This is a genomic window from Streptomyces sp. NPDC058691, from assembly GCF_042714775.1.
Lineage (GTDB): Bacteria > Actinomycetota > Actinomycetes > Streptomycetales > Streptomycetaceae > Actinacidiphila.
In genome coordinates this window covers 71,084-97,865 of sequence record NZ_JBHXSO010000034.1, presented here as the reverse complement: position 1 = coordinate 97,865, position 26,782 = coordinate 71,084, and the positions used below count along the sequence as shown (strand labels likewise).

Below are 26,782 nucleotides of genomic sequence, written 5' to 3'. Positions count from 1 at the left end.
GCGCGGGCATCCGCCCGCGCCCCGCGCGGCTGTGTGTCCGGGGTCGTGAAACGATGGAGGCATGGCCGCGCTGACCGATCTCTCGACCCTCGCCGCGCATCCGGTCGTGCAGGCGCCGATGGCCGGCGGGACGTCCACCCCGGCCCTGACGGCGGCCGTGGCCGAGGGCGGCGGCGTCGGCTTCCTGGCGGCCGGCTTCCGTACCGCGGAGGCGATGCGCGAGGAGATCGCGCAGGTCCGGGGGCTCACCTCCCGGCCCTTCGGTGTGAACGTGTTCATGCCTCAGCGTGAGACCGCCGACCCCGCGCGCGTCGAGGCCTTCGCCGCGCGGCTGGCCGGTGAGGCCACCCGCTACGGCACGTTCCTCGGCGACCCCGGCACCGGCGGCGACGCCGTGCTGGAGGACGCGTACGGGGCGAAGATCGCGGCCCTGCTGGAGGACCCCGTCCCCCTGGTGAGCTTCACCTTCGGCTGCCCGGAGCCCCCGGTGCTGCGGGCCTTCGCCGAGGCGGGCACGGTGACCGTCGTCACCGTGACCTGCGTCGCCGAGGCGCGGGCCGCCGAGGCGGCGGGCGCGGCGGCGGTCTGCGTGCAGGGCGCGGAAGCCGGCGGCCACCAGTCGACGCACCGCGACGACCCGGAGCGGGACGGCACCGAGACCGGGCTGCTCGCCCTGCTGCCGCAGGTGCGCGCGGCCGTGTCGCTGCCCATCGTCGCCGCGGGCGGCATCATGCGCGGCGCGCAGATCGCCGCGGTGCTGGCGGCGGGCGCGGACGCGGCACAGATGGGCACCGCCTTCCTGGCCTGCCCCGAGTCGGGGGCGCATCCGGCGCACAAGCGCGCGCTGACCGATCCGGACTTCGCGTGGACCGAGCTGACCCGGGCGTTCACCGGCCGCCCCGCCCGGGGGCTGGTCAACCGGTTCCTGCGCGAGCACGGCCCGTACGCCCCGCCCGGCTACCCGCGGATCCACTTCCTGACCGCCCCGGTGCGCGCCGCGGCCGCCGCGGCCGGAGACCTCGGGGCGATGGCCCTGTGGGCCGGCCAGGGGCACGCCATGGCCCGGGACCTGCCCGCCATCGACCTCGTCCGGCTGCTCGCGGCCGAACTCGACTCCGCCCGGAGCGCCTTGTGACCGCCCCTGTCTTCGTCGTCGAGCCCGGCGCCCTGGGCCCGGACCGCATCACGCTCTCCGGCCCCGAGGGACGGCACGCCGTCTCCGTGCGGCGGTTGCAGGTCGGCGAGGAGATCGTGCTGACGGATGGTCAGGGGCGAGGTGCGCAGGGGCTCGTGGCCGCCGTCGACGGCAAGGACACCCTCGAGGTCGCCGTCACCGGGTTCCGTGAGGAGCCCGTTCCCCGTCCGCGGATCACGGTCGTCCAGGCGCTACCCAAGGGCGACCGCGGCGAACTGGCCGTGGAGACCATGACGGAGGTCGGCGTCGACGGGATCGTGCCGTGGGCCGCCGCCCGCTGCATCACGCAGTGGAAGGGCGACCGCGGCGCCAAGTCCCTCGCCAAGTGGCGCTCCACCGCCCGTGAGGCCGCCAAGCAGGCGCGCCGGCTGCGCTTCCCCGACGTCAGCGAAATGTTGACGACCCGTCAACTCGCACCGCTGCTCGCCGGGGCCGCCTTCGCCGCCGTCCTCCACGAGGAGGGGTCCGAGCCGCTGGCCGCCGCGGCCCTTCCCGCGGACGGCGACATCGTCCTGGTCGTCGGGCCCGAGGGCGGTGTCTCCCCGGAGGAGCTGGACGCCCTGGCCGCCGCCGGCGCCAAACCGTACCGGCTCGGCGCCAGTGTCCTGCGCACCTCGACGGCCGGTGTCGCGGCGACCGCGCTGCTGCTGGGACGCACGGGCCGCTGGGGCTGACTTTTTTGGGTTCGCTCGCCTCCGGGCGCTTTGATCCCCTGCCGACGCTCCTCGACGCTGCGCTTCCATTTTTTGTGTTCGCTCGCCTCCGGGCGCTCTGATCCCCTGCCGACGCTCCTCGACGCTGCGCTTCCTCGTTCCTCGGTCGCTTGGTCTCGTCGCTTTCGGCAGGGGCGCGCCCTTTGGCTCGCTCACGGGCGGTGTGCGCCGGCCTTCGGGTGCTTGGATCCTGCGCCGGGTGCCGCGGGGAGGGGGCCCTGCCGGTGCCGGCGCGCCCGGTGGCTCACTCACGGGCGGCAAATGAGATCCAAAACCCCTGACCCACAGGCCACCGGGTGGTTAATGTGACGGCGTGACGCAGCCTTCGCACCCTTCGTACCTCCGCTTTCCGCACCTGCACGGCGACCTGATCACCTTCGCCGCCGAGGACGACGTCTGGGCGGCCCCGCTCGACGGCGTCGGCCGCGCGTGGCGCGTGAGCGCGGACAACATGCCGGTCGGCCATCCGCGGTTCTCGCCGGACGGGCGGCACGTGGCGTGGAGCTCGACCCGCGACGGGGCCCCGGAGGTCCACGTGGCGCCGGTCGACGGCGGCCCGTCGAAGCGGCTGACGTACTGGGGCGCCGGGCGCACCCTGGTGCGCGGCTGGACCGCCGACGGCGAGGTGCTGGCGATCAGCGCGCACGGGCAGGCGTCGTCGCGCCGCAGCTGGGCGTGGGCGATCCCGCTCGACGGCGGCCCGGCCCGCACACTGCCGTACGGACCGGTCGGCGACGTCGCGCACGGGCCGGACGGCGCGGTGCTGCTGCTGTCCGCGACGATGGGCCGCGAGGCGGCGGCGTGGAAGCGCTACCGCGGCGGCACGGCGGGCAAGCTGTGGATCGACCGCACGGGGAACGGGGAGTTCGAGCGGGTCCACGCGGACCTGGACGGCAACCTGGAGTCCGCGATGTGGGTGGGGGAGAGGATCGCGTTCCTCTCCGACCACGAGGGCGTCGGCGCGCTCTACTCCAGCCTTCCCGACGGAAGCGGCCTGCGGCGCCACACCGACGTGCAGGACGGCGGCTTCTACGCGCGGCAGGCCACGACCGACGGCACCCGCGTCGTCTGGACCAGCGCGGGCCGGCTGTTCCTGCTGGACGACCTCGACGGGGGCGAGGCCCGCCCGCTGGAGGTGCGCCTCGGCGGCCAGCGCACCGACCTGCAGCCGCACCCCGTCCACGCCGCCCATCACCTCGGCGACGCGCGCCCGGACCACACCGGTCGCGGCAGCGCCGTCGAGGTCCGCGGCACCACGCACTGGGTCACCCACCGCGGCGGCCCCGCGCGGGCGCTGGCCGCCGAGCCGGGCGTGCGCACCCGGCTACCGCGGGTGTTCGGCGGCGAGGGCGACCAGCAGGTCGTGTGGGTCACCGACGCGGAGGGGGAGGACGCGCTGGAGATCGCCCCCGCCGCGGGCGGTGTCCCGGCGCCGCGGCGGCTGGCCGCGGGCCGGCTCGGCCGCGTCCTGGCGATGACCGTCTCCCCGGACGGCCACCGGATCGCGGTCGCCTCGCACGACGGCCGGGTCCTGCTGGTCGAGGCGCAGACCGGTGAGGTGCGCACGGTCGTGGAGAGCGAGTACGGCCACGCGAGCGGCCTGACCTTCTCCCCGGACTCCGCGTGGCTGGCCTGGTCCCAGCCGGGCCGGGAGCCGCTGAGCCGGCTCCGGCTGGCGTCCACCGCCGACCTGACCGTCGTCGACGCCACGCCCCTGCGCTTCAACGACTTCTCGCCCGCCTTCACCGCCGACGGCAAGCACCTGGCCTTCCTCTCCGAGCGGTCCTTCGACCCGGTCTACGACGAGCACGCCTTCGACATGGCCTTCGTCGCCTCCTGCCGCCCGCACCTGATCACCCTCGCCGCCACCACCCCCTCGCCCTTCGGCCCGCAGCTCCACGGCCGGCCCGTCGACGCCTCGGCGGAGGACAAGGACGGCGACGAACGCGGCCAGGACGACGCCAAGAACGCCAAGAGCGAGTCCCGCAAGGAGGACGGCGAGGAGCGCCCTCGCGTCCCCGTCACCCGCGTCGACGTCGAGGGCCTGGCCGACCGCATCGTGCCCTTCCCGGTCGAGGCCGCCCGGTACTCCACGCTGCGCTCCGCCAAGGACGGCGTCCTGTGGCTGCGCCACCCCGTGCGCGGCGTGCTCGGCGCGAGCCTGGCCTCCCCGGAGGCGGAGCCGCCGTCCAGCGTGCTGGAGCGGTACGACCTCAAGCAGCTGCGCATCGAGGAGATCGCCGACGAGGCGGACGACTACGCGGTCAGCGGTGACGGCAACAAGGTGCTGGTGACCTCCGGCCACCGGCTGCGGGTCGCCGCCGCCGACCACAAGTCCACGCCCTCGGAGGACGACTCCGACAGCAATGTGACGGTGGACCTGTCCCGGGTCCGCGTCACCGTCGACCCGCACGCCGAGTGGCGGCAGATGTACGACGAGGCGCACCGCCTCATGCGCGACAACTTCTGGCGCGCCGACATGGGCGGCGTCGACTGGGACGGCGTGCGCGACCGCTACCGGCCGGTGCTGGACCGCGTCGCCACCCATGACGACCTGGTGGACCTGCTGTGGGAGGTGGCCGGCGAGCTCGGCACCTCGCACGCGTACGTGAGCCCGTCCGGCGGGCGCGTCGACTCCCTCTACCGGCAGGGCCTGCTCGGCGCCGACCTCGTGCGCGACGAGGACGGCGTCTGGCGGATCGGCCGCGTCCTGCCTTCCGAGACCTCCGACCCGCGCGCCCGCGCCCCGCTGGCCGCGCCCGGGGTCGCCGTGCGCGCCGGGGACGCGATCCTCGCGGTCGACGGCCGTCCCGTCGATCCGGTGGCCGGGCCCGGCCCGCTGCTGACCGGGACCGTGCGCAAGCCGGTCGAACTGACCGTGGCCCCGGCCGACGGGAGCGCCCCGCGCCATGTGGTCGTGGTGCCCATCCCGGACGAGGAGCCGCTGCGGTACCACGACTGGGTCGCCGGGCGGCGCGCCCACGTCCGGGAGGCCTCGCAGGGCCGGCTGGGGTACGTGCACGTGCCCGACATGGTGGGCTCGGGCTGGGCGCAGCTCCACCGCGACCTGCGCGTCGAGGTGGCCCGCGAGGGGCTGATCGTGGACGTCCGGGAGAACCGCGGCGGCCACACCTCGCAGCTCGTCGTCGAGAAGCTCGCCCGCCGTGTCGTCGGCTGGGACCTGCCCCGCGGGCTGCCCGCCTTCACCTACCCCCTGGACGCCCCGCGCGGCCCGGTCGTGGCGGTCGCCAACGAGTTCTCCGGCTCCGACGGCGACATCGTCAACGCGGCCATCAAGGCGCTCGGGATCGGACCGGTGGTGGGTACCCGGACGTGGGGCGGGGTCATCGGCATCGACTCCCGGTACCACCTGGTCGACGGCACGCTCGTCACCCAGCCCAAGTACGCGACCTGGATGGAGGGCGTCGGCTGGGACCTGGAGAACCACGGTGTCGACCCGGACGTCGAGGTCCCGCAGACTCCGCAGGACTGGGCGGCCGGCCGCGACCCCCAGCTCGACACCGCGATCCGGCTCGCCCTCGAAGCGCTCGCGGAGAACCCGGCGCGGACGGCGCCGCCGCTGCCGTGACCCGGGCTCCGCTCCGGGCCGTCGCGGCACCGGTAGCATGCCCGTAGCGATCAACGACCTGAGCAACGACGTGAGCAACGACGAGCCGGAGGCGCCACGGTGGCGGGAGAACCGCAGGCGGACTGTCTGTTCTGCAAGATCGTCGCGGGGAGCGTGCCCGCGACCGTCGTCCGCGAGACGGAGACGACGATCGCCTTCCGGGACATAAACCCCCAGGCGCCGACGCATGTGCTGGTGATCCCCAAGGCGCACTACCCGGACGCGGCCTCCCTCGCCGCCGCGGAGCCGCAGCTCGCCGCCGACGTGCTGTGCGAGGCGGGCGAGGTGGCGGCCGGGGACAAGGTGGACGGCACCGGCTACCGGATCGTCTTCAACACCGGGGCGGGCGCCGGTCAGACGGTCTTCCACGCCCACGCGCACGTGCTCGGCGGGCGCGGCCTGGACTGGCCGCCGGGATAACGCGCCCGTGTCCGCACGCGAACTCGTCGTCCTGGGCACGGCCAGCCAGGTCCCGACCCGGCACCGCAACCACAACGGCTACTTCCTGCGCTGGGACGGCGAGGGCATCCTCTTCGACCCCGGCGAGGGCACCCAGCGCCAGATGCTGCGCGCCGGGGTGGCCGCGCACGACCTGACCCGCTTGTGCGTCACGCACTTCCACGGCGACCACAGCCTGGGCCTGGCCGGGGTGATCCAGCGGATCAACCTCGACCGGGTGCCGCACCCCGTGACCGCGCACTACCCCGAGTCCGGGCGGCACTTCTTCGACCGGCTCCGCTACGCGACGGCCTACCGCGAGACGGTGAAACTGCGTGAGGAGCCGGTCTCCGGCGACCGCGCGGTCCTGGCCGAGACGGACGCCTTCCGGCTCGAGGCCCGCCGGCTCTCCCACCCCGTGGAGGCGTACGGCTACCGCCTCGTCGAGCCGGACGGCCGCCGCATGCTGCCGGACCGGCTCGCGGCCCACGGCATCACCGGGCCCGCGGTCGGCCGTCTCCAGCGTGACGGCGAGGCCGACGGTGTCACCCTGGCCGAGGTCAGCGAGGTACGGCCCGGCCAGCGCTTCGGCTTCGTCATGGACACCCGGCTGTGCGACGCGGTGTACGCGCTCGCCGACGGCTGCGACTTGCTGGTCATCGAGTCCACCTTCCTCGACGAGGACGCCTCTCTCGCCCACGAGCACGGTCATCTGACGGCAGGTCAGGCCGCCCGCGTCGCCGCCGAGTCCGGTGTGCGCCACCTCGTCCTGACCCATTTCTCCCAGCGCTACACCGACCCCGGCGCCTTCGAGGCACAGGCCCGCGCCGCCGGCTTCGCGGCCGAGCTGACCGTTGCCCAGGACCTCGGCCGGGTCCCCGTGCCACGCCGCCGCTGACCCGCCGTGAGCCGGTCCGCACGCCTGTGACCTGTACCGTTGTCGGGTGACGATCCCGAAGGCCGAACTCCACCTGCACATCGAAGGCACCCTCGAACCGGAGTTGGCCTTCGCCCTCGCCGAGCGCAACGGGGTCGCGCTGCCGTTCGCCTCGGCGGAGGAACTGCGGCAGGCATACGCGTTCGACGACCTGCAGTCGTTCCTCGACCTGTACTACGCGCTGATGGCCGTGCTCCGCACCGAGCGGGACTTCGCAGACCTCGCGGACGCCTACCTGGCGCGGGCGGCGGCGCAAGGGGTGCGGCACGCGGAGATCTTCTTCGACCCGCAGGCGCACACCGCGCGCGGAGTGCCGATCGGGACGGTCGTGGAGGGCCTGGCGCGGGCGCTGGACGGCAGCCGGGAGCGGCACGGCGTCAGCACCCGGCTGATCATGTGCTTCCTGCGCGACGAGTCCGCCGCCTCCGCGATGGAGACCTTCGAGGCCGCCCGGCCCCATCTGCACCGCATCGCGGCGGTCGGGCTGGACTCGGCCGAGGTGGGCCATCCGCCGGCGAAGTTCCGCGAGGTCTACGCGGCGGCCGCCGCGGCGGGGCTGCGGCGCGTGGCGCACGCGGGGGAGGAGGGCCCGCCCGCGTACGTGTGGGAGGCGCTGGACGCCCTCGGCGTGGACCGGATCGACCACGGCATCCGCAGCATGGAGGACCCGGAGCTGGTCGCCCGGCTGGTCCGTGACCGGATCCCGCTGACCGTCTGCCCGCTGTCCAACGTCCGGCTGCGCTGCGTCCCCAACCTGGCGGAGCACCCGCTGCCCGCGATGCTCGACGCCGGGCTGCTGGTCACCGTCAACTCCGACGACCCCGCCTACTTCGGCGGCTACGCGGGCGACAACTTCGACGCCCTGCGCGACGCGCTCGCCCTCGACGAGGACACCCTGCGGCGCCTGGCCCGCAACTCCTTCCGGGCCGCGTTCCTGGACGACGAGGAGGACCTGCGCGCCCGCTATCTGGCCGAAGTGGACGCGTACGTGTTCTGAGTTGCTTTCCCGCCCACGAGGGCAGGCGTTCTGAGTACGCGCACTCATGCGGACCGCGTCCCGTGGATGGAGCATGGACTCATGCGAAAGCACCCGATACGGCCCCTCGCGGCCGTCACCCTGATCGCTTCGGTACCGGTGGCCGTCTGGGGCCTGCTGGGCCGGCAGGAGGCCGCCGGCTTCCGGCCCTCGGAACTCGACTACCTGGTGCGGCCCTTGGACGTCCCGGCCGGTGTGGAGACCGGTCTCGGCGTGGCGGCGGCGGTGCTCGCCGTGGGCGCCGCGACCGTGCTGGGAATGGCCTCGCGGCCCGGGCCCGAGCGGTTCGACGGACGGTGGTGGCAGGTGCTCGGCCCGCTGGTCGCGGCCGGTGTGCTGGCCGGCGCGGGCTGGCGGGTCGTGACCGCGGGCGTCATCGGCGCCAACATCGGCGCCGGGCTGGTGATCTTCTTCGGCGGCCCGCTCGTCGCCGCGCTGTTGGCGTGGTCGGCGGGGCGTGGCCTGTGGCTGGCCCGCGCGCGGCGCCGCGGCCCCCGCCCCCCGCGCGGGGGGACGGGCGCCACGAACTGGCGGCCGGTGCCCCGCGAGGGCGTGTAGCGGGTCCCGCTGCGGAATTGACGGCGTGTCAGGGGCCGTGTCCACCCCGGTGGACACGGTGGTGTCTCCCGTGCCGCCCGGTCTCGTGCGCCCGCCGGCGTGCGGCCTTCGACAGGGCCGCGCCGACGCCGAACAGCACCGCCCCGCCGCCGAACGCGGCGAATCCCAGTGGGGCCTTCGGCGCCCCCCACAACTGCTCGGCGAAGGGGTCGGGCGGCACCGCGGCGCTGCCCGTGCCGCCCAGGAGACCGAGGATCAGGGAGACCCAGATGACGAATCCCGCGAGCGCGACGAGCACGCCCAGCACCATCAGGGCGCGGCCCGGCCCCTGCCCCGCGAGGACGGCGCCGTCCGGATCGGCGTAGGAGTCGGCGTACGGCTCGGGGTACGGATCGGCGTACGGATGGGCGTCCGGCCCGTGATGAGGCTCGGGGTACGGCGCGTCCGGGCCGTCCGCCGCGGGGGCCGGCGGATCGTCCCGGTAGAGATCGCGGCCCACCAGGAACTGCTCGTGCGCCGAGGTGTACCGCCGCGTGCGGCCGCGCGGGGCGGGGCGGCGGACGTCGCCGAGGTCGAGGTTCACCGGCGGCGCGGCGGGGGGCGGGGAGTCACCGGGAGGGAGTTCGCGCGGGCCCCGTCCGGCCGGCTCCCGTCCCGGCTCCGCGTCCCGGTCGCCGCCCGAGGTCACCGACAGCCGCAGCTCGACGTGCCCGATCCGCACCAGGTCCCCGTCCCGCAGCGGCAGAGGCGCCATGAGGCGGTCCCCGTTGAGGAAGGTGCCGTTGGTCGAGCCCAGGTCGGCGAGGACGACATGGCTCCCGGCACGGTTCATTGCCGCATGCCGCCTGCTGATCCCCTCGCCGTCGAGCCGGATGCCGCTCCCGGGCAGCCTGCCGATCTCGCAGTACCCGGCCGGGATCTCGAAGACGGTGCCTTCGTCCGGCCCGGAGGTCACGATCAGCCGCGGTGGTGAAGCCGAAGGTCCGGGCATGTTCAGCCCCCGCGATTCATCCGTTTTCCTTCATGATCCGCCCGAGTGTCCGAACGGACAAACGCATACCGGCGGGGCCGCCGCGCGTACGATCGTTGCGAACGAGACCAGGTCGGGAGGAACCCCGGGTGGATGACCAGCCCGTCCTCGATCCGCTGGGCGCGGTGCGCACCCCGGACGACCCGGAGACCGATGTGTACCTGACCGGCACGGTCTTCCTGGACATCATCTTCACCGGTCTGGACAGCGCGCCCGTACGCGGCACCGAGTCCTGGGCCCGCGGTATGGGCTCCAGCCCCGGCGGGGTCGCCAACATGGCCACCGCGCTGGCCCGGCTCGGCCTGCGCACCTGCCTGGCCGCCGCCTTCGGCGACGACGTGTACGGCGACTACTGCTGGGACTCCCTCGCCGAGGGGGAGGACATCGACCTGAGGCCCTCCCGGAAGATCCCCGGCTGGCACTCCCCGGTCACCGTCTCCATGGCGTACGAGGGCGAGCGGACCATGGTCAGCCACGGCCACGAGGCCCCGCCGCCGGAGGAGACCGCCCCGGCGTGCCCGCCGCCGAGCCGGGCGTGTGTGGCCTCGCTGGTGCCCGGCCGGCCGCGGCAGGAGTGGATCGGCACCGCCGCCCGGCACGGCAGCCGGGTCTTCGCCGACGTCGGCTGGGACGAGTCCGGCCGCTGGGATCCCTCCGACCTGAGCGACCTGGAGCACTGCGACGCGTTCCTGCCCAACGCCGCCGAGGCGATGGCCTACACCCGCACCGACTGCCCCCGGGCCGCCGCCCGCAAGCTGGCCGAACTGGTGCCGCTGGCGGTGGTGACGCTCGGCCCCGAGGGCGCCTACGCGGTGGACTCCGGCACCGGCCAGTGCGCCGAGGTGCCCGCGCTCGACGTGGAGGCGCTCGACCCGACCGGCGCCGGCGACGTCTTCGTCGCGGCCTTCGTGACCGGCGCGCTCGCCGGGTGGCCGCTGGCCGACCGGCTGGCCTTCGCCTGCCTGACCGCCGCGCTGTCGGTGCAGGAGTTCGGCGGCTCGCTGTCGGCGCCCGGCTGGATCGAGATCGCCGCCTGGTGGCAGCACGCCAAGGCCTACGACGACCAGGACCGCACCGCGCTGCGCCGCTACGCCTTCCTGGACGACCTGCTGCCCACCGGAACGCGGCGCTGGCCGCTGCGCCGGGCAGTGCCGACGATCGGCTTCCGGCCCTACCGCTGACGCGGTCGCGTCACGTCACGCGACCACGTCGACGGGGCAGCGCGCGGCCCCGGCTCGCGCGATCCGGGCGTCGCCCGTGACGAGAGCGCATGCATGCGTTTCGCATGCGTCGTCACACCCGGCGCTGCAGCACCTGCCCCGGCCAGGGCTCGCCCACGTCGCGGGGCACCGCGAACGGTTCCGCGCGGGTGAAGCCCAGCGCCTCGTACTGCCGCACCAGCCGCCCCTCGCTGCCCGCGTAGCAGTCGACCCGCAGCAGGGAGACGCCCCGGCGGCGGGCCTCGGCGACCGCGTCGCCGATCAGCGCGGCGCCGATGCCGCTCCCGGAGCGGGACCGGTCGGTGACCAGCAGGCGGATGTAGAGCTCGGGCTCGCCGGCCGGCGGGACGCTCTCGGGGGGTTCCCCGGCGAGCACGCACACCCCGGCGACCTCGCCGTCCACCTCGGCGGCGCGCAGCAGGTACTCGTCGGCGTAGCGGCGGGTCCGGTCGACGGCGGCCGGGCGGGAGGACCACGGCTGGGTGCCCCACTGCCCGGTGTGGCCGCGCGCCGTCAGCCAGGCGATGGCGCCGTCGAGCAGGGCGAGCGTGGCGGGGAGGTCGCCGGGACCCCCGGTACGGATCTGCATGGCGCAGTTCTACCCGTCGTGTGACGCAGCGTAAAACCCCTCGGCACCTCCGTCGCACCGACGTACCCTTGAACCCCAAGCCCAGTGGTATGTCGAAGAGCAGAAGGCGGGATGAGCAGGCCGAAGTGCCTGGCCCATGACACAGACACCGACAACGCAGCAACCGCAGGCGAGCGCCCACTTCGTCGTACCGGCCAAGCACCCCATGGTGACTGTCCTGGGGTCCGGCGACTCGCTTCTGCGCGTGATCGAGAAGGCGTTCCCGGCCGTCGACATCCATGTACGAGGCAATGAGATCAGCGCGACAGGCGAAGCGGCCGACGTCGCCCTGGTCCAGCGCCTCTTCGACGAAATGATGCTGGTGCTGCGCACCGGACAGCCGATGACGGAGGACGCCGTGGAGCGGTCGATCGCCATGCTCCGCCAGGACAGCGGAACCGACGGCCTGGAGGAGACCCCCTCCCAGGTCCTGACTCAGAACATCCTCTCCAGCCGGGGCCGCACGATCCGCCCCAAGACGCTGAACCAGAAGCGCTATGTCGACGCCATCGACAAGCACACCATCGTCTTCGGCATCGGCCCGGCGGGCACCGGCAAGACCTACCTGGCGATGGCCAAGGCCGTGCAGGCCCTGCAGTCCAAGCAGGTCAACCGGATCATCCTGACCCGCCCCGCCGTCGAGGCGGGCGAGCGGCTCGGCTTCCTGCCCGGCACGCTCTACGAGAAGATCGACCCGTATCTGCGTCCGCTGTACGACGCGCTGCACGACATGGTCGACCCCGACTCGATCCCGCGCCTCATGGCGAGCGGGACGATCGAGGTCGCCCCGCTGGCGTACATGCGCGGCCGCACGCTCAACGACGCGTTCATCATCCTCGACGAGGCGCAGAACACCAGCGCCGAGCAGATGAAGATGTTCCTCACCCGGCTCGGCTTCGAATCCAAGATCGTCATCACCGGCGACGTCACGCAGGTCGACCTGCCCGGTGGTACGAAGAGCGGGCTGCGCCAGGTCGTGGACATCCTGGACGGCGTCGAGGACGTGCACTTCTCGCGCCTGACGAGCACCGATGTCGTACGCCATAAGCTGGTCGGGCGCATCGTGGACGCCTACGAGCGCTACGACGACCTCAACGGCAACCGAAACGGCAACGGAAAGTAGCCTCCGAAGCACTATGGCGATCGACGTCAACAACGAATCCGGCTGGGATTTCGACGAGGCGGCTGTGCTCGACATCAGCCGTTACGCCCTGCAGCACATGCGTATCCACCCGCTGTCCGAGCTCTCGGTGATCGCCATCGACGCCGACGCCATGGAGGCGCTGCACATCCAGTGGATGGACGAACCGGGCCCCACCGACGTCATGTCCTTCCCGATGGACGAGCTGCGTCCCGGGAAGGACGACGAGGAGCCCCCGCAGGGCCTGCTCGGCGACATCGTGCTCTGCCCCGAGGTGGCCAAGACGCAGGGTGAGGCCGCCTCGACCAAGCACTCCATGGACGAGGAGCTGCAGCTGCTCACCGTCCACGGGGTGCTGCACCTGCTCGGTTACGACCACGACGAGGCCGACGAGAAGGCCGAGATGTTCGGCCTGCAGAAGGCCATCCTCGACGGCTGGCGCGCCGAGCGCGGCATCCAGGGCCCCTCCCCGGCCCCGACGACCACCCACTGATCACGATGGTGGTCTACGCCGTCCTGCTGGTCGTCGTCGCATGGCTCGCCGCCTGCGCCGAGGCCGGCATCGCCCGCATCTCCCGCTTCCGTGCCGAGGCGGCGATGCGGGCGGGCCGCCGGGGCGCCGACAAGCTCCTCGCGGTCGCCTCCGACCCCACGCGCTACCTCAACGTGGCCCTTCTGGTGCGCGTGGCCTGCGAGATGGCGGCGGCGGTGCTCGTCACGGTGCTGTGCGTACGGCACTTCGAGGCGACCTGGCAGGCGCTGCTCGTCGCCATCGGCGTCATGATCGTCGTCTCGTACGTGGCCGTGGGCGTCTCCCCGCGCACCATCGGCCGCCAGCACCCGCTGAACACGGCCACCGCGGCGGCGTACGTCCTGCTGCCGCTGGCCCGGGTGATGGGCCCGATTCCCGCGCTGCTGATCCTCCTCGGCAACGCGTTCACCCCCGGCAAGGGCTTCCGGCAGGGCCCGTTCGCCTCCGAGGCCGAACTGCGGGCCCTGGTCGACCTCGCCGAGAGCGAGTCGCTGATCGAGGACGAGGAGCGCCGCATGGTGCACTCCGTCTTCGAACTCGGCGACACCCTGGTGCGCGAGGTGATGGTGCCGCGCACGGAACTGGTCGCCATCGAGCGCTTCAAGACGATCCGGCAGGCCATGACCCTCGCCCTGCGCAGCGGCTTCTCCCGCATCCCCGTCACGGGCGAGAGCGAGGACGACATCGTCGGCATCGTCTACCTCAAGGACCTCGCCCGGCGTGTACACATCAACCGCGACGCGGAGACCGACCCGGTCTCCTCGGTGATGCGCCCGGCCGCCTTCGTGCCCGACACCAAGAACGCCGGCGACCTGCTGCGCGAGATGCAGCGCGAGCGCAACCACGTCGCCGTCGTCATCGACGAGTACGGCGGCACGGCCGGCATCGTCACCATCGAGGACATCCTGGAGGAGATCGTCGGCGAGATCACCGACGAGTACGACCGCGAGCTGCCGCCCGTGGAGGAACTGGGCGACGGCCGCTACCGCGTGACCTCCCGACTGGACCTCGGCGACCTCGGCGAGCTGTACGGGGTCGACCTGGACGACGAGGACGTGGAGACCGTCGGCGGCCTGCTCGCCAAGATCCTCGGCCGGGTGCCCATCCCGGGCGCCTCCGCGGTGGTCGAGCTGCCCGAGACCGCCTCCGCCCCCGACGCCCCGGCCGCGCTCCGGCTCACCGCCGAGGCGCCGTCCGGGCGCCGCAACCGCATCGGCGCGGTGCTGGTCGACCCGCTTCCCGCCCCCGCCCCGGACGCCGGCACGGACTCCGCCCCGAACGGCGCCGTACGCGGCTAGGCCCCGCCCCGGAGGGCGGGTTCACGGCGGATACGCTGACCGCATGAGCGACGAGCAGCCCCCGCCGGACCCCGAGGACCGCAAGATCATCACGCTGGCCCGCTCGGCGCGGGCGCGCAACGGCGTGCCCGAGGGCGCGGCCGTGCGGGACGGCACGGGGCGTACCTACGTCGCGGGCACGGTGGCGCTGCGGTCCCTGTCGCTCAGCGCCCTGCGGACGGCCGTCGCCATGGCCGTCGCCAGCGGTGCCACGTCCCTGGAGGCCGCGGCGGTCGTCTCCGCCGCCGACGGCGTCTCCCCGGAGGACCTGGCCGCCGTGCGCGACCTCGGCGGCGCGGGCACCCCGGTGCTCCTGGCGGGCCCGGACGGCGTGTTGCGCGCCACCGTCCACGCGGAGTGACTTCCGGGCCCGCCCCACGGGGGTGAGGCCCCGCCCAGGGGCGGGCGCCGGGCGCGTGCGTCGGACGGGCCCGGAGGATCAGGGACAATGGTCGCCATGAGCGTTCAGACCGAGACCACTGCTCCCGCCCACCGGGCCGGCTTCGCCTGCTTCGTGGGCCGCCCCAACGCGGGCAAGTCCACCCTGACCAACGCTCTCGTCGGGACGAAGGTGGCGATCACCTCCAACCGGCCGCAGACCACCCGGCACACCGTGCGCGGCATCGTGCACCGGCCGGAGGCGCAGCTCGTGCTGGTCGACACCCCGGGGCTGCACAAGCCCCGCACTCTGCTCGGCGAGCGGCTGAACGACGTGGTCCGCACCACCTGGGCCGAGGTCGACGTGATCGGCTTCTGCCTGCCCGCGAACGAGAAGCTGGGCCCCGGCGACCGTTACATCGCCAAGGAGCTGGGCGAGGTCCGCAAGACCCCCAAGGTCGCGATCGTCACCAAGACCGACCTGGTGGACTCCAAGCGCCTCGCCGAGCAACTCATCGCCATCCACCAGCTCGGCGCCGAACTCGGCATCGAATGGGCCGAGATCATCCCCGTCTCCGCCGTCGGCGACAGTCAGGTCGGCCTCCTCGCCGACCTGCTGGTCCCGCTCCTCCCCGAGGGCCCGGCCCTCTACCCGGAGGGCGACCTCACCGACGAGCCCGAGCAGGTCATGGTCGCCGAGCTGATCCGCGAGGCCGCGCTGGAGGGCGTACGCGACGAACTGCCGCACTCCATCGCCGTGGTCGTCGAGGAGATGCTGCCGCGCGAGGACCGCCCGGCGGACAGGCCGCTGCTCGACATCCACGCCAACATCTACATCGAGCGCCCCAGCCAGAAGGGCATCATCATCGGCCCCAAGGGCGCCCGCCTGAAGGAGGTCGGCACCAAGTCCCGCCGCCACATCGAGGCCCTGCTGGGCACGCCGGTCTTCCTCGACCTGCACGTGAAGGTGGCCAAGGACTGGCAGCGCGACCCCAAGCAGCTGCGCAAGCTGGGCTTCTAGCCCCCGGCCGGTCCGTGAGCGGGGGTTCAGGTGCCCTCCTTCAGGACGATCCGGATCAGCTCGTGCTGGGCCTGCGTGAGGTCCGGGTCGGCGCAGTGCACGGTACGCGCGTCGACCGTGATCTCGTAGTGGAAGCCGTCCGGGACCCCGCGCTGGGGTGCCGCCCCGCCCGCGGCGAGGACGTCGCGGGCCAGGGCGTGCAGACGGAAGGCGTCGGGTCGGCCGCCCGTGTCCAGCGCGGCCCGGCGCTCGATCCCCGCGAAGCCGCCGGAGCGGATCACCTGTATGCGCATGGGGTGCGCCTACCCCTGGACGGGGGGCTGCGCACCTTCCGGTGCCGGTGCCTGGCGCGGGAGTTCGGAGCCGCCCGCCGCCGGCGTCGCGATCCCGACCTCGCTCCAGGCCTTGGCGACGGCCGCGCGCTCCTCGGCCTCGCCGTAGCGGGCGGCGGCCGCGGCCACCGTGGCCCGGGCGAACTCCGCGAAGTCGGCGCGCGGCGAGAGCCCGCCACCGGTCAGCACGTCGTACCAGATCCGCCCGGCGCGTTCCCAGGCGTGGCCGCCCAGCGCGGTGGCGGCGAGGTGGAACGCCCGGTTGGGAATGCCGGAGTTGATGTGGACGCCGCCGTTGTCGCGCGAGGTGCGCACGTAGCCGTCCATGTGGCCGGGCTGCGGGTCCTTGCCGAGCACGTCGTCGTCGTACGCCGTGCCGGGGGCCTTCATGGACCGCAGGGCGGACCCGGTGACGCGCGGGGCGAGCAGCCCGGCGCCGATCAGCCAGTCGGCCTGGTCGGCCGTCTGCCCCAGCGCGTACTGCTTGATCAGCGAGCCGAAGACGTCGGACACCGACTCGTTGAGCGCTCCGGACTGGCCGTAGTAGTCCAGGTTGGCGGTGTACTGCGTGACGCCGTGGGTGAGTTCGTGGCCGATGACGTCGAGGGGCAGCGTGAAGTCGAGGAAGAGCTCCCCGTCGCCGTCCCCGAACACCATCTGCTCGCCGTTCCAGAAGGCGTTGTTGTAGTCGCGGCCGTAGTGGACGGTCGCGTCCAGCGGCAGGCCGTCGTCGTCGATGGAGTGCCGGCCGTACGCGGTCAGGTACAGCTCGAAGGTCGCGCCGAGCCCGTCGTAGGCCCGGTTGACCGTCGCGTCGGCGAGCGGTCCGTCACCCTCGCCGCGGACCCGCACGCCCGGCAGGTCCTCCCCGTGCCCGGCGTCGCAGATGGTGCGCCGCGGCTGCTCCGACGGCTCCGCCCCGGCCACCGGGAGGGCCCCGATGACGGTGGTCAGGCGGCGGCGGGTGCGCTGCGCGGCGTCCTGCTCCAAGGTGCGGCGGGAGGGCCCGGCCAATGCGCTGTCCTCGTTGCGGGCGATCCGGTCGAGGACGTGCGGCGGCACGATCGTGCAGAAAACGGGTGTGTGCTCCATGAAGGGAATGTGGCACGCCGCGACTCCGGTGTCACCAGCCGTGACGGCGATTGCCCCAACGATTGCCACAAAGGGTGGAGAATCACGTTTTTCATGTCATCGCGGGCGGTCTTGCATACTGAGAAGAACGCCGCAGCGGCTGCGGGGCGACCCGGGGCTCGGTTAGGGTCGGTCGCATCATGCGTTTCGGGATGCTTCTCCTCCTTAGCTGCCGCGGCGAGGGCCTGTAGTCCAGGTCGACTCCCTCCCCGCGGAGTGTGGCGTTGTCGGAGAACCAGCGCCGGTCGGCCGCTTCTGAAGCCGCAACCGAGGAGCACCCCCGCACATGTCCACCCCGAACGCCGTCGGCCGTCCCACGCCGAACACCGCCGCCACCGTGCGCCAGCGCCCCACGTCCATGCCGGTGCACAAGTACCGGCCGTACGAGGCCGTGGAGATCCCGGACCGCACCTGGCCGGGCAACCGGATCACCAAGGCGCCGCGCTGGCTGTCGACCGATCTGCGCGACGGCAACCAGGCCCTGATCGACCCGATGTCGCCGGCCCGCAAGCGCGCGATGTTCGACCTGCTGGTGTCGATGGGCTACAAGGAGATCGAGGTCGGCTTCCCCGCCTCCGGCGAGACCGACTTCGCCTTCGTGCGCTCCATCATCGAAGAGGGCGCGATCCCCGAGGACGTCACGATCTCGGTGCTGACCCAGGCCCGCGAGGAGCTCATCGAGCGCACCGTGGAGTCCCTGCGCGGCGCGTCGCGCGCCACCGTCCACCTGTACAACGCGACCGCCCCGGTCTTCCGCCGGGTGGTCTTCCGCGGCTCCAAGGAGCAGATCCGGCAGATCGCCGTGGACGGCACGCGGCTGGTCATGGAGTACGCGGACAAGATCCTGGGCGACGAGACCGTCTTCGGCTACCAGTACAGCCCGGAGATCTTCACCGACACCGAGCTGGACTTCGCCCTGGAGGTCTGCGAGTCGGTCATGGACGTCTGGCAGCCCGAGGAGGGCCGCGAGATCATCCTGAACCTGCCGGCGACCGTGGAGCGTTCCACGCCCTCCACCCACGCCGACCGCTTCGAGTGGATGTCGCGGAACCTGTCGCGCCGCGAGCACGTGTGCCTGTCCGTCCACCCGCACAACGACCGCGGCACGGCCGTGGCCGCCGCCGAGCTGGCGCTGATGGCGGGCGCGGACCGCATCGAGGGCTGCCTGTTCGGCCAGGGCGAGCGCACCGGCAATGTGGACCTGGTCACCCTGGGGATGAACCTGTTCAGCCAGGGCGTGGACCCGCAGATCGACTTCTCGCAGATCGACGAGATCCGCCGCACCGCCGAGTACTGCAACCAGATGGAGGTCCACCCGCGCCACCCGTACGTGGGCGACCTGGTCTACACGTCCTTCTCCGGCTCCCACCAGGACGCCATCAAGAAGGGCTTCGACGCCATGGAGGCCGACGCGGCCGCCCAGGGTGTGACCGTGGACGACCTGGAGTGGGCGGTGCCGTACCTGCCGATCGACCCCAAGGACGTCGGCCGCTCCTACGAGGCCGTGATCCGCGTGAACTCGCAGTCCGGCAAGGGCGGTGTCGCGTACGTCCTGAAGAACGACCACAAGCTGGACCTGCCGCGCCGGATGCAGATCGAGTTCTCGAAGATCATCCAGGCCAAGACCGACGCCGAGGGCGGCGAGGTCACCCCGAAGGAGATCTGGGCGATCTTCGAGGACGAGTACCTGCCCACGCCGGACAACGCCTGGGGCCGCATCACCCTGCGCTCCGCCCAGACCTCGACCAGCAGCGACGGCACCGACACCCTCACCGTCGAGGCGGCCGTGGACGGCGTGGAGACCGTGCTGACCGGCACCGGCAACGGCCCGATCTCGGCGTTCTTCGACGCGCTGGCCGCCGTGGGCGTCGACGCGCGCCTGCTGGACTACACCGAGCACACCATGAGCGAGGGGGCCAGCGCCCAGGCCGCCTCGTACATCGAGTGCGCGATCGACGGACAGGTCCTGTGGGGCATCGGCATCGACGCCAACACCACCCGCGCCTCCCTGAAGGCGGTCGTCTCCGCCGTCAACCGCGCGACCCGCTGAATCACCGCGGACGGTGAACCGGCCACGGCACCCGCCCGGGTGTCGTGGCCGATTCTTGTATTCAGCCCTCTCGTGGTACTGACTCCGCCTTGCTCATGTGGCTAACATCACGTCATTACGGCGCCGTTGCCGGAGCGTTACCCACGCCTACGGCCCGTAACGGGACGAACCGGGAATTATCCGGATGAGCGGCCGGAGGGTGCGAAGTGCTCCACATCAAGGGCTTGTGCATCTTGGGCGTGCGGACGGTCTGGCACACCGAGGGTGACGGGGAGTTCTTCTGCGCCGGCTGCGGCGGCGACCGCGGCTACCGGCGGCGCACCGGCACCCGGCGGCTGACCGTGCTCGGTCTGCCGCTGCTGCCGCGCGGCTCGGCCGGCACCGTCGTGGAGTGCGTCGTGTGCCGTGCGCGCCGCGGCCCCGAGGCCCTGGAGCAGCCGACGACCACCGTCTTCTCCGCGATGCTCCGCGACGCCGTCCACACCGTCGCCCTCGCGGTCCTCACCGCGGGCGGCGCCACCGGGCGGGCCGCCCGCGACACGGCCGTGGAGGCGGTCCGCACGGCCGGCTTCACCGACTGCACCGAGGACCAGCTGCTCGGCCTGCTCGCCGCCATCGTCGCCGACGAGGGGCGCTTCCCGGGCGCCGCCGGCTCCTTCTCCCCGGAGGGCCTCGCCGACTCCCTCGACGGCTGCGGCAGCTGGCTCTCGATCGAGCTGCACGAGGCCCTGGAGCCGCTCTCCCGCCACCTCGCCCCCCAGGGGCGCGAGCGCGTCCTGCTGCAGGGCGCCCGCATCGCCCTCGCCGACGGCCCGTACCTGCCCGCCGAGCGCGAGGTGCTGGGCGCCGTCGGCCGCTGCCTCGGGCTGATCGGCGAGGACACGGCCCGCGTCCTGGAAGCCGCGGCCCGCACGCCCTCCTGAGGAGTACTCCCCGGGGAGTAACCGGGCCCGCCCCGCACCCCGGGCAGTAACGCCGGGCTCGGTCCCGGGCCCGACGAAAAGGCGCCGCCGCGCCGGAAGTCTGGAAAGGACCAGACCACCGGCCCGGAGGGAGGCCCATGATGGGGGCCCCGACCACTGAGACCACACCGGCCGCCGCGCCGCCGCCGACGCGAGGACGGGGGAGGAGCAGGGGCGCCCGCGCGATTCCCTGGGCGGTGCTCGCACTGTGGATCGCCGTGCTGGCACTGGCCGGCCCGCTGGCCGGCAAGCTCGCCGACGCCCAGCAGAACCGGGCGGTGGACTACCTCCCGGTGAGCGCCGACTCCACGCAGGTCGCCCGGCTGCAGGACGCGCTGCCCGGCGGTGAGGCCACCGAACTCGTGGTCGTCTACCACCGCGACGGCGGACTGACCGCCGCCGACCGCGACAGGGCCGCCGCCCAGATCGCCGGCATCGCGCGGGCGCACCGGCTCACCGGGGGCACACCGCACGCCGTTCCCTCGCACGGCGACACGCTGATGTACCCCGTCGCGAGCACCGGGCCCGGCCAGGACGACGCGGCCAAGGAGGCCTTCGTCAGCGACGTCCGGGACCGGGCCGCGGGCGGCGGCGGGCTGACCGCCCAAGTGGGCGGCCCCGGCGCGCTCAACACCGACATGAAGGAGGTGTACTCCTCCCTCGACGGGCCGTTGCTGTGGACCACGGTGGCCGTCGTCGCCGTCCTGCTGATCCTCATCTACCGCAGCCCCTTGCTGTGGCTGCTGCCCCTGGTCGTCGCGGGCGTGGCCGACGCCGCCGCGATGGCCGGGGTCTACGGACTCCATCAGGCCTTCGGCATCACCGTCACCGGCCAGAGCCAGGGCGTGATGACCATCCTCGTCTTCGGCGCCGGCACCGACTACGCCTTGCTGCTGGTCTCCCGCTACCGCGAGGAACTGCGCCGGATCCAGCGCCCGTACGAAGCCATGCGCGCCGCGCTGCGCGGTTGCGGCCCCGCGATCCTGGCCTCGTCGGGGACCGTCGCGGCGGGGCTGCTGTGCCTGCTCGCCGCCGACCTCAACAGCAGCCGGGGCATGGGCCCGATCGCCGCGGTCGGGGTGCTGTGCGCGCTGGTGGCGATGACGACCCTGCTGCCCGCGCTGCTGGTGCTGCTGGGACGGCGGGTGTTCTGGCCGCTGGTGCCCGCGTACGGCAGTGAAGTGCCGCGGCCGCGCGGCCTGTTCGCGGCGATGGGCGGCTCGGCGGCACGCCGTCCGCGGGCCGTGCTCGCGGGCGGCGCGGTGCTGCTCGGGGCGCTCGCGCTCGGGACCCTGGCCCTGCCCGGCAGCCTGCGGAACGACGACGCCTTCACCACCGCGCCCGAGTCGGTCGCCGCCATGCGCACCCTAGCCGAGGCCGACCCCGGCCGCTCCGCCCAGCCGATCACCGTCATGGCGCCCACCGGCCGGGCCGGCGAGGTGCTGGCCGCGGTCCGGGGCACCGAAGGCGTCGCGGCCGCCGAACGCGGGCGCAGCGGCGACGGCTGGACGGAGGTGTCGGTGACCGCCGAGGCGCCGCCGGAGTCGGCCGCCGAGACCGCGACCATCCACGCCCTGCGCGCGGAGCTGGACGGCCCGTACGGCGCCCACGTCGGCGGGCCCAGCGCCCAGCAGGCCGACCTCGCCGGCACCAGCGCCCGCGACCGCTGGGTCGTCGTGCCGCTCGTCCTGGCCGCCGTGCTGCTGATCCTCGTCGCGCTGCTGCGCAGCCTGGTCGCGCCGCTGCTGCTCGTGGTGGCCGTGATCGCGGTGTGGGGCGCCTCGCTGGGCATCGGCGGGCTGGTCTTCGGGCCGCTGTTCGGCTTCGCGGGCACGGACCCGGGGCTGCCGCTGCTGTCGTTCGTCTTCCTCGTGGCGCTCGGGGTCGACTACGGCATCTTCCTCATGCACCGGATGCGCGAGGAGTCGCTGGCGGGGGCCGCGCCGGCCGCCGCGGCCGTCACCGCGCTGCGCACCACGGGCGGGGTGATCGCCTCGGCGGGGCTGGTGCTGGCGGCCACGTTCTCGGTACTGGTCAACATGCCGCTGGTGTCGCTGGTCGAGATGGGCTTCGTCATCGCCGTGGGCGTCCTGCTGGACACCTTCCTCGTCCGCACCTACCTGGTCACCTCCGCGAGCGTGGCGCTGCGCGAGCGGGTCTGGTGGCCGGGCCGGCTGAGCCAGCCGCGTGCGGATCCGTGAGCCGGCCCGTGAACCGGTCTGTCCCCCCGCCGATCCCGTAACGGAAGATGGAGCCGTGCCGAAGCCGCCGCCCCTCCCGCCCGCCGTCCGCGCGCACAAGGACGCCGCCCTCGCCGTGGGCGTGCTCGTGCTCCAGAGCGCCATGGGCGCCCTCCTGCCGGCCGGGCAGGGGCACCGCCCGGACGCGGCGGGCTGGGCGCTGCTGGTGGTCTCCGCGCTGGTGCTGGCGGCCCGGCGGCGGTGGCCGATGACCGTGATGCTCGTCATGGTCGCGGCCGTCGCCCCGTACCACGCCATGGACAACCTGCACCTGGCCGTGGTCCCGGCGAGCATGGTGGCGATCTACTCGCTGGCGGTCGCCGGGCCGCCGCCGCGGACGTACCTCACCGTGGCGGCGGTCGTCGCGATCATGGTCGGGGTGATGACGGCGACACCCGACCGGCACGCGGCGACCGACATGCTGCGCAGCGGCGGCTGGGTGGTGGCCGTGGCGCTGACCGGCGAGGCGGTCCGCATCCACCGCAAGTACGTGGCCGCCATCGTCGGGCGCGCCGAACGCGCCGAACGCACCCGCGAGGAGGAGGCGGCCCGGCGGGTCGCCGAGGAGCGGCTGCGGATCGCCCGCGACCTGCACGACCTGCTCGCCCACAGCATCACGCTCATCGGCGTGCAGACCTCGGTCGCCGCACACGTCCTGGTCGCCGATCCCGACCGGCTGGACCGCACAGCCGTCGCCGGCGCCCTCGACAGCATCGCCGGCACCTGCCGTGACGCCCGCGCCGAACTGCGCGCCACGCTCCAGGTGCTGCGCGGCGACGACGAGCGCGGCCCGCTGCCCGGCCTGGCGGCCGTCGCCGACCTGGCCCGCTCCGCCGAGGCCGCGGGCGCCCGGGTGGAGCTGGCCGTCGCGGCCGGCGCGGACGGGGTGCCCCCGGCGATCGGGGCCGCCGCCTACCGCATCGTCCAGGAGGCCCTGACCAACGCCGTACGGCACGCAGGGGGCACCTCGGTGCGGGTCGGGGTAGAGCTCGGCACCGACCCGGACCGGGGCACCGCCCTGCGGATCGCCGTCACTGACGACGGCCCCTGCCCGGGGACCGGGCCGGGTCCCGATCCCAGGCACGAACCGGACCGTCCCGACGCCCGCTGGCGCCCCTGGCGCGCCGTGGCACCCCCCAGGACGCCCGCGGACGCCGTCCCGGCGGGGCCCGCGCCCGCCGCCGGCTACGGCCTCATCGGCATGCGCGAGCGCGCCCGCAGCGTCGGCGGCACCCTCACCGCCGGGCCGCGTCCCGGGGGCGGTTTCCAGGTCGCCGCTGTTCTGCCGTTCGCCGGGGGTGCGGCGTGATCGCCGGCGACCGGATGCCGGTCGGCCACGGCCTTCGTGGCGCGCCGACCGCGGGGGCCCGCCCCGGGGGCGGTTCCCGGGTGGTCTCCGTGCTCGCCGGAGACCGGACGCAGGTCCGTGAGGTCTTCGCGACGCCGGTCGGGTCCGCCCCGGACACGGCGGTCACCCGCCACGGCTTGGTGGCGCGCAGACCGCCGGACCTCGTCCCGAGGGTCGCCCCCGTCGTGCCGCTCGCCGGGGGTGCCGCGTGATCCGGGTCCTGCTCGCCGACGACCAGACTCTGGTCCGCGAGGCCTTCGCGATGCTGGTCGAGTCCGCCCCGGACATGGCGGTCGTCGGCCACGCGGCCACCGGCCGGGAGGCTGTCGCCGCCGCCCGGGCCTGCCGTGCCGACGTCGTCGTCATGGACATCCGCATGCCCGACCTCGACGGCATCGAGGCGACCCGGCTCATCGCGGCCGACGACGACCTCGCGGGGGTGCGGGTGCTGGTGCTCACCACCTACGACACCGACGACCACGTCGTCCCGGCGCTGCGCGCGGGCGCCAGCGGCTTCCTGGTCAAGGACACCCGCCCCGCCGAACTCCTCGACGCCATCCGCACGGTCGCCGCCGGCGAGGCGCTGCTCTCGCCCGGGCCCACGGCCCGCCTGATCGCGCGGGTGCTGCGCCTGCCGGACAGCCCGCCGTCCGGCGGCCCGGTCCCCGGGCGCCTGGCCGCGCTCTCCGAACGCGAACGCCAGGTGCTCACGCTCGTCGCGCGCGGTCTGAACAACACCGAGGCCGCCGAGGCGCTGGGGCTGAGCCCGCTCACCGCCAAGACCCACGTCAGCCGGATCATGGGCAAGCTGGGCGCCCGCGACCGCGCGCAGCTGGTGATCGCCGCTTACGAGTCGGGACTGGTCACGCGTGGGCAGCCAGGACCAGCGCCAGCGCGATGAGGGCCGGAACGGTCTGCACGAAGACGATGCGGCGGCTCGCGGTCGCCGCGCCGTACACCCCGGCCACCGCCACGCAGATCAGGAAGAACACCTTCGCCTGGAAGCCGGCCGGGTCCGGCGCCACCGCGCCCCACACCAGCCCGGCGGCCAGAAAGCCGTTGTAGAGGCCCTGGTTGGCCGCCAGCGCCTTGCTCTCCCGTGCGAACTCCTCGGTGGTGCCGAAGGAGGCCCGGGCGCGCGGCGTGGTCCACAGGAACATCTCCAGGACCAGGATGTAGACGTGCAGGGCCGCTATGAGCAGCACGGCGACGGTAGCGGTGATCGACATGGGCCGTAGCGTACGGCCCGTGTCGGGCGTCCCGTCCCGGGCGTCCCGCGCCGTGCGGGAGAATGGGCGGCATGAGTCTGTTCCGCGACGACGGCATCGTGCTGCGCACCCAGAAACTGGGCGAGGCGGACCGGATCATCACGCTGCTCACCCGCCGCCACGGCCGGGTGCGCGCGGTGGCCCGCGGAGTGCGGCGCACGAAGTCGAAGTTCGGGGCCCGGCTGGAGCCCTTCTCCCATGTGGACGTGCAGTTCTTCGCCCGCGGGGGAGAACTCGTCGGACGCGGGCTGCCGCTGTGCACACAGGGCGAGACGATCACCCCGTACGGCAGCCGGATCGTCACCGACTACGCCCGCTACACCGCGGGCACCGCCATGCTGGAGACCGCCGAGCGCTTCACCGACCACGAGGGCGAACCGGCGGTGCAGCAGTACCTGCTCCTCGTCGGGGGCCTGCGCACCCTCGCCGGCGACGACCACGACCCGCGCCTGGTGCTCGACGCCTTCCTGCTGCGCTCCCTGGCGGTCAACGGTTACGCGCCCAGCTTCGGCGACTGCGCGAAGTGCGGGATGCCCGGACCGAATCGGTTCTTTTCGGTCGCCGCGGGAGGAGTCGTATGCGGCGAGTGCCGCCCGGCCGGAAGCGTCGTACCCTCACTGGAGTCCCTGGAACTCCTCGGGGCGCTGCTCGGTGGCGACTGGGAGACCGCGGACGCGTGCGAGCCGCGCCATTGCCGCGAGGGCAGCGGCCTGGTCGCCGCCTACCTGCAGTGGCATCTGGAGCGCGGACTGCGCTCGCTGCGTTTCATCGACAAGTAGAAACACATGAAGTGGAGAGCAGGCGCATGGCTGTACGCGGGATTCTGAGCCGCCCCCGACGCGAGTACCGGGCTCCCGACCCGCACCCGTCCGGCGCCCAGCCCCCCAAGATCCCAGGCGAACTCGTCCCGCAGCATGTCGCCATCGTCATGGACGGCAACGGCCGCTGGGCCAAGGAGCGCGGCCTGCCCCGCACCGAGGGCCACAAGGTCGGCGAGTCCGTCGTGCTCGACGTCCTCAAGGGCTGCCTGGAGATCGGCGTCAAGAACCTCTCCCTGTACGCCTTCTCGACCGAGAACTGGAAGCGCTCCCCCGATGAGGTCCGCTTCCTGATGAACTTCAACCGCGACGTCATCCGCCGCCGCCGCGACGAGATGCACGAGATGGGCATCCGCATCCGCTGGACCGGGCGCATGCCGCGCCTGTGGAAGTCCGTGGTCAAGGAGCTCCAGGTCGCGGAGGAGATGACCCGCGACAACGACGCGATGACGCTGTACATGTGCGTCAACTACGGCGGCCGCGCGGAGATCGCGGATGCCGCGGCCGCGCTCGCGCAAGACATAAAGGCGGGTCGACTCGACCCGTCCAAGGTCACCGAGAAGACCCTCGCCAAGTACATGTACCACCCGGACATGCCCGATGTGGACCTCTTCGTCCGCCCCTCCGGCGAGCAGCGCACCTCCAACTTCCTGATCTGGCAGTCCGCCTACGCCGAGATGGTCTTCCAGGACGTGCTGTGGCCCGACTTCGACCGCCGCGACCTGTGGCGCGCCTGCCTGGAGTACGCCTCCCGCGACCGCCGCTTCGGCGGCGCGCTGCCCAACGAGGAGACGTCGGCCGGCGGCGGTACGGCGACCCCGCAGGCCTGACGGCGCGTGGC

The 26,782-nt window shown here is 73.5% G+C and carries 26 protein-coding genes; 21 read left to right on the top strand and 5 right to left on the bottom strand.

The genetic code is table 11. The annotated features are described in order from the left end of the window. Positions 1-61 precede the first annotated feature (61 nt). From ACFWVC_RS23920 to ACFWVC_RS23890, 7 genes are all read left to right on the top strand, one after another. Positions 62-1,135, top strand: coding sequence for a nitronate monooxygenase (locus ACFWVC_RS23920; protein ID WP_384289578.1), 1,074 nt, complete (start codon positions 62-64; stop codon positions 1,133-1,135). After that, a complete protein-coding gene (locus tag ACFWVC_RS23915; protein WP_384289575.1) occupies positions 1,132-1,869 on the top strand; it encodes a 16S rRNA (uracil(1498)-N(3))-methyltransferase in 738 nt (245 codons plus the stop codon). The genes ACFWVC_RS23920 and ACFWVC_RS23915 overlap by 4 nt, the downstream gene beginning before the upstream one ends. A gap of 352 nt (positions 1,870-2,221) precedes the next feature. Beyond that, positions 2,222-5,497, top strand: coding sequence for a S41 family peptidase (locus ACFWVC_RS23910; protein WP_384289572.1), 3,276 nt, complete (start codon positions 2,222-2,224; stop codon positions 5,495-5,497). Between the two features lie 99 nt (positions 5,498-5,596). Further along, entirely contained in the window at positions 5,597-5,956 is a 360-nt protein-coding gene (locus tag ACFWVC_RS23905; protein WP_384289569.1) for a histidine triad nucleotide-binding protein, read from the top strand. Between the two features lie 7 nt (positions 5,957-5,963). Then, positions 5,964-6,872, top strand: coding sequence for a ribonuclease Z (locus tag ACFWVC_RS23900; RefSeq protein WP_384289566.1), 909 nt, complete (start codon positions 5,964-5,966; stop codon positions 6,870-6,872). Between the two features lie 46 nt (positions 6,873-6,918). Next, positions 6,919-7,908, top strand: coding sequence for an adenosine deaminase (locus tag ACFWVC_RS23895; protein ID WP_384289564.1), 990 nt, complete (start codon positions 6,919-6,921; stop codon positions 7,906-7,908). 81 nt (positions 7,909-7,989) lie between these two features. Beyond that, complete coding sequence (locus ACFWVC_RS23890; protein WP_384289562.1) at positions 7,990-8,505, top strand: hypothetical protein; 516 nt, start codon at positions 7,990-7,992, stop codon at positions 8,503-8,505. A 28-nt stretch (positions 8,506-8,533) separates the two neighbouring features. Here ACFWVC_RS23890 and ACFWVC_RS23885 read toward each other — a convergent pair whose 3' ends face one another. Continuing rightward, positions 8,534-9,496 carry an FHA domain-containing protein gene (locus ACFWVC_RS23885; protein ID WP_384289559.1) on the bottom strand — a complete coding sequence of 321 codons (963 nt, stop codon included), beginning with the start codon at positions 9,494-9,496 and terminating at the stop codon, positions 8,534-8,536. A 32-nt stretch (positions 9,497-9,528) separates the two neighbouring features. Between ACFWVC_RS23885 and ACFWVC_RS23880 the strand changes: the two genes are divergently transcribed. Then, a complete protein-coding gene (locus ACFWVC_RS23880) occupies positions 9,529-10,716 on the top strand; it encodes a carbohydrate kinase family protein (RefSeq protein WP_384289556.1) in 1,188 nt (395 codons plus the stop codon). A 112-nt stretch (positions 10,717-10,828) separates the two neighbouring features. Here the strand turns inward: ACFWVC_RS23880 and ACFWVC_RS23875 are convergent, their stop codons facing one another. Beyond that, complete coding sequence (locus ACFWVC_RS23875; RefSeq protein ID WP_384289553.1) at positions 10,829-11,344, bottom strand: GNAT family N-acetyltransferase; 516 nt, start codon at positions 11,342-11,344, stop codon at positions 10,829-10,831. Between the two features lie 136 nt (positions 11,345-11,480). On the opposite strand from ACFWVC_RS23875, the gene ACFWVC_RS23870 reads away from it, so the two are divergent. The 5 genes from ACFWVC_RS23870 (at position 11,481) to era (ending at position 15,792) form a co-directional block, all read left to right on the top strand. Next, complete coding sequence (locus ACFWVC_RS23870; RefSeq protein ID WP_384289551.1) at positions 11,481-12,506, top strand: PhoH family protein; 1,026 nt, start codon at positions 11,481-11,483, stop codon at positions 12,504-12,506. 13 nt (positions 12,507-12,519) lie between these two features. Further along, positions 12,520-13,017, top strand: a complete 498-nt coding sequence (gene ybeY / locus ACFWVC_RS23865) for an rRNA maturation RNase YbeY (RefSeq protein WP_384289548.1) — start codon at positions 12,520-12,522, stop codon at positions 13,015-13,017. 5 nt (positions 13,018-13,022) lie between these two features. After that, positions 13,023-14,354: a hemolysin family protein gene (locus ACFWVC_RS23860; RefSeq protein WP_384289545.1), complete on the top strand. Its 1,332-nt coding sequence runs from the start codon at positions 13,023-13,025 to the stop codon at positions 14,352-14,354. A gap of 43 nt (positions 14,355-14,397) precedes the next feature. Then, positions 14,398-14,754, top strand: coding sequence for a cytidine deaminase (locus ACFWVC_RS23855; protein WP_384289543.1), 357 nt, complete (start codon positions 14,398-14,400; stop codon positions 14,752-14,754). Positions 14,755-14,841: 87 nt separating this feature from the next. After that, entirely contained in the window at positions 14,842-15,792 is a 951-nt protein-coding gene (gene era, locus ACFWVC_RS23850) for a GTPase Era (RefSeq protein ID WP_384289540.1), read from the top strand. Between the two features lie 26 nt (positions 15,793-15,818). On the opposite strand, the gene ACFWVC_RS23845 is transcribed toward era, so the two are convergent. Both ACFWVC_RS23845 and ACFWVC_RS23840 read right to left on the bottom strand, forming a co-directional pair. Beyond that, positions 15,819-16,085 carry a protealysin inhibitor emfourin gene (locus ACFWVC_RS23845; RefSeq protein ID WP_384289537.1) on the bottom strand — a complete coding sequence of 89 codons (267 nt, stop codon included), beginning with the start codon at positions 16,083-16,085 and terminating at the stop codon, positions 15,819-15,821. A 9-nt stretch (positions 16,086-16,094) separates the two neighbouring features. Further along, the gene (locus tag ACFWVC_RS23840; RefSeq protein WP_384289535.1) at positions 16,095-17,216 is read right to left on the bottom strand and encodes a M4 family metallopeptidase; all 1,122 of its coding nucleotides are present in this window, start codon (positions 17,214-17,216) and stop codon (positions 16,095-16,097) included. Positions 17,217-17,541: 325 nt separating this feature from the next. Between ACFWVC_RS23840 and leuA the strand changes: the two genes are divergently transcribed. The 6 genes from leuA to ACFWVC_RS23810 all read left to right on the top strand — a co-directional run bounded on the left by leuA (position 17,542) and on the right by ACFWVC_RS23810 (position 24,756). Then, a complete protein-coding gene (leuA, locus tag ACFWVC_RS23835; protein ID WP_384289532.1) occupies positions 17,542-19,305 on the top strand; it encodes a 2-isopropylmalate synthase in 1,764 nt (587 codons plus the stop codon). 206 nt (positions 19,306-19,511) lie between these two features. Further along, a complete protein-coding gene (locus ACFWVC_RS23830) occupies positions 19,512-20,228 on the top strand; it encodes a TerB family tellurite resistance protein (protein ID WP_384289528.1) in 717 nt (238 codons plus the stop codon). 140 nt (positions 20,229-20,368) lie between these two features. Then, a complete protein-coding gene (locus tag ACFWVC_RS23825; protein WP_384289593.1) occupies positions 20,369-22,468 on the top strand; it encodes an MMPL family transporter in 2,100 nt (699 codons plus the stop codon). A 55-nt stretch (positions 22,469-22,523) separates the two neighbouring features. Then, a complete protein-coding gene (locus ACFWVC_RS23820) occupies positions 22,524-23,816 on the top strand; it encodes a sensor histidine kinase (protein ID WP_384289524.1) in 1,293 nt (430 codons plus the stop codon). Continuing rightward, on the top strand, positions 23,813-24,067 hold the full coding sequence (locus ACFWVC_RS23815) for a hypothetical protein (RefSeq protein ID WP_384289522.1): 255 nt from the start codon (positions 23,813-23,815) through the stop codon (positions 24,065-24,067). Before ACFWVC_RS23820 ends, ACFWVC_RS23815 begins: the two co-directional genes overlap by 4 nt. A gap of 50 nt (positions 24,068-24,117) precedes the next feature. After that, the gene (locus ACFWVC_RS23810) at positions 24,118-24,756 is read left to right on the top strand and encodes a response regulator (protein ID WP_384289590.1); all 639 of its coding nucleotides are present in this window, start codon (positions 24,118-24,120) and stop codon (positions 24,754-24,756) included. Here the strand turns inward: ACFWVC_RS23810 and ACFWVC_RS23805 are convergent. Continuing rightward, positions 24,719-25,084 carry a DUF1304 domain-containing protein gene (locus ACFWVC_RS23805; protein ID WP_384289517.1) on the bottom strand — a complete coding sequence of 122 codons (366 nt, stop codon included), beginning with the start codon at positions 25,082-25,084 and terminating at the stop codon, positions 24,719-24,721. The two genes, ACFWVC_RS23810 and ACFWVC_RS23805, sit on opposite strands and share 38 nt — an antisense overlap. A gap of 71 nt (positions 25,085-25,155) precedes the next feature. Between ACFWVC_RS23805 and recO the strand changes: the two genes are divergently transcribed. Next, positions 25,156-25,902, top strand: a complete 747-nt coding sequence (gene recO / locus ACFWVC_RS23800) for a DNA repair protein RecO (RefSeq protein WP_360906767.1) — start codon at positions 25,156-25,158, stop codon at positions 25,900-25,902. Between the two features lie 26 nt (positions 25,903-25,928). After that, on the top strand, positions 25,929-26,771 hold the full coding sequence (locus ACFWVC_RS23795) for an isoprenyl transferase (RefSeq protein WP_384289508.1): 843 nt from the start codon (positions 25,929-25,931) through the stop codon (positions 26,769-26,771). Positions 26,772-26,782 lie beyond the last annotated feature (11 nt).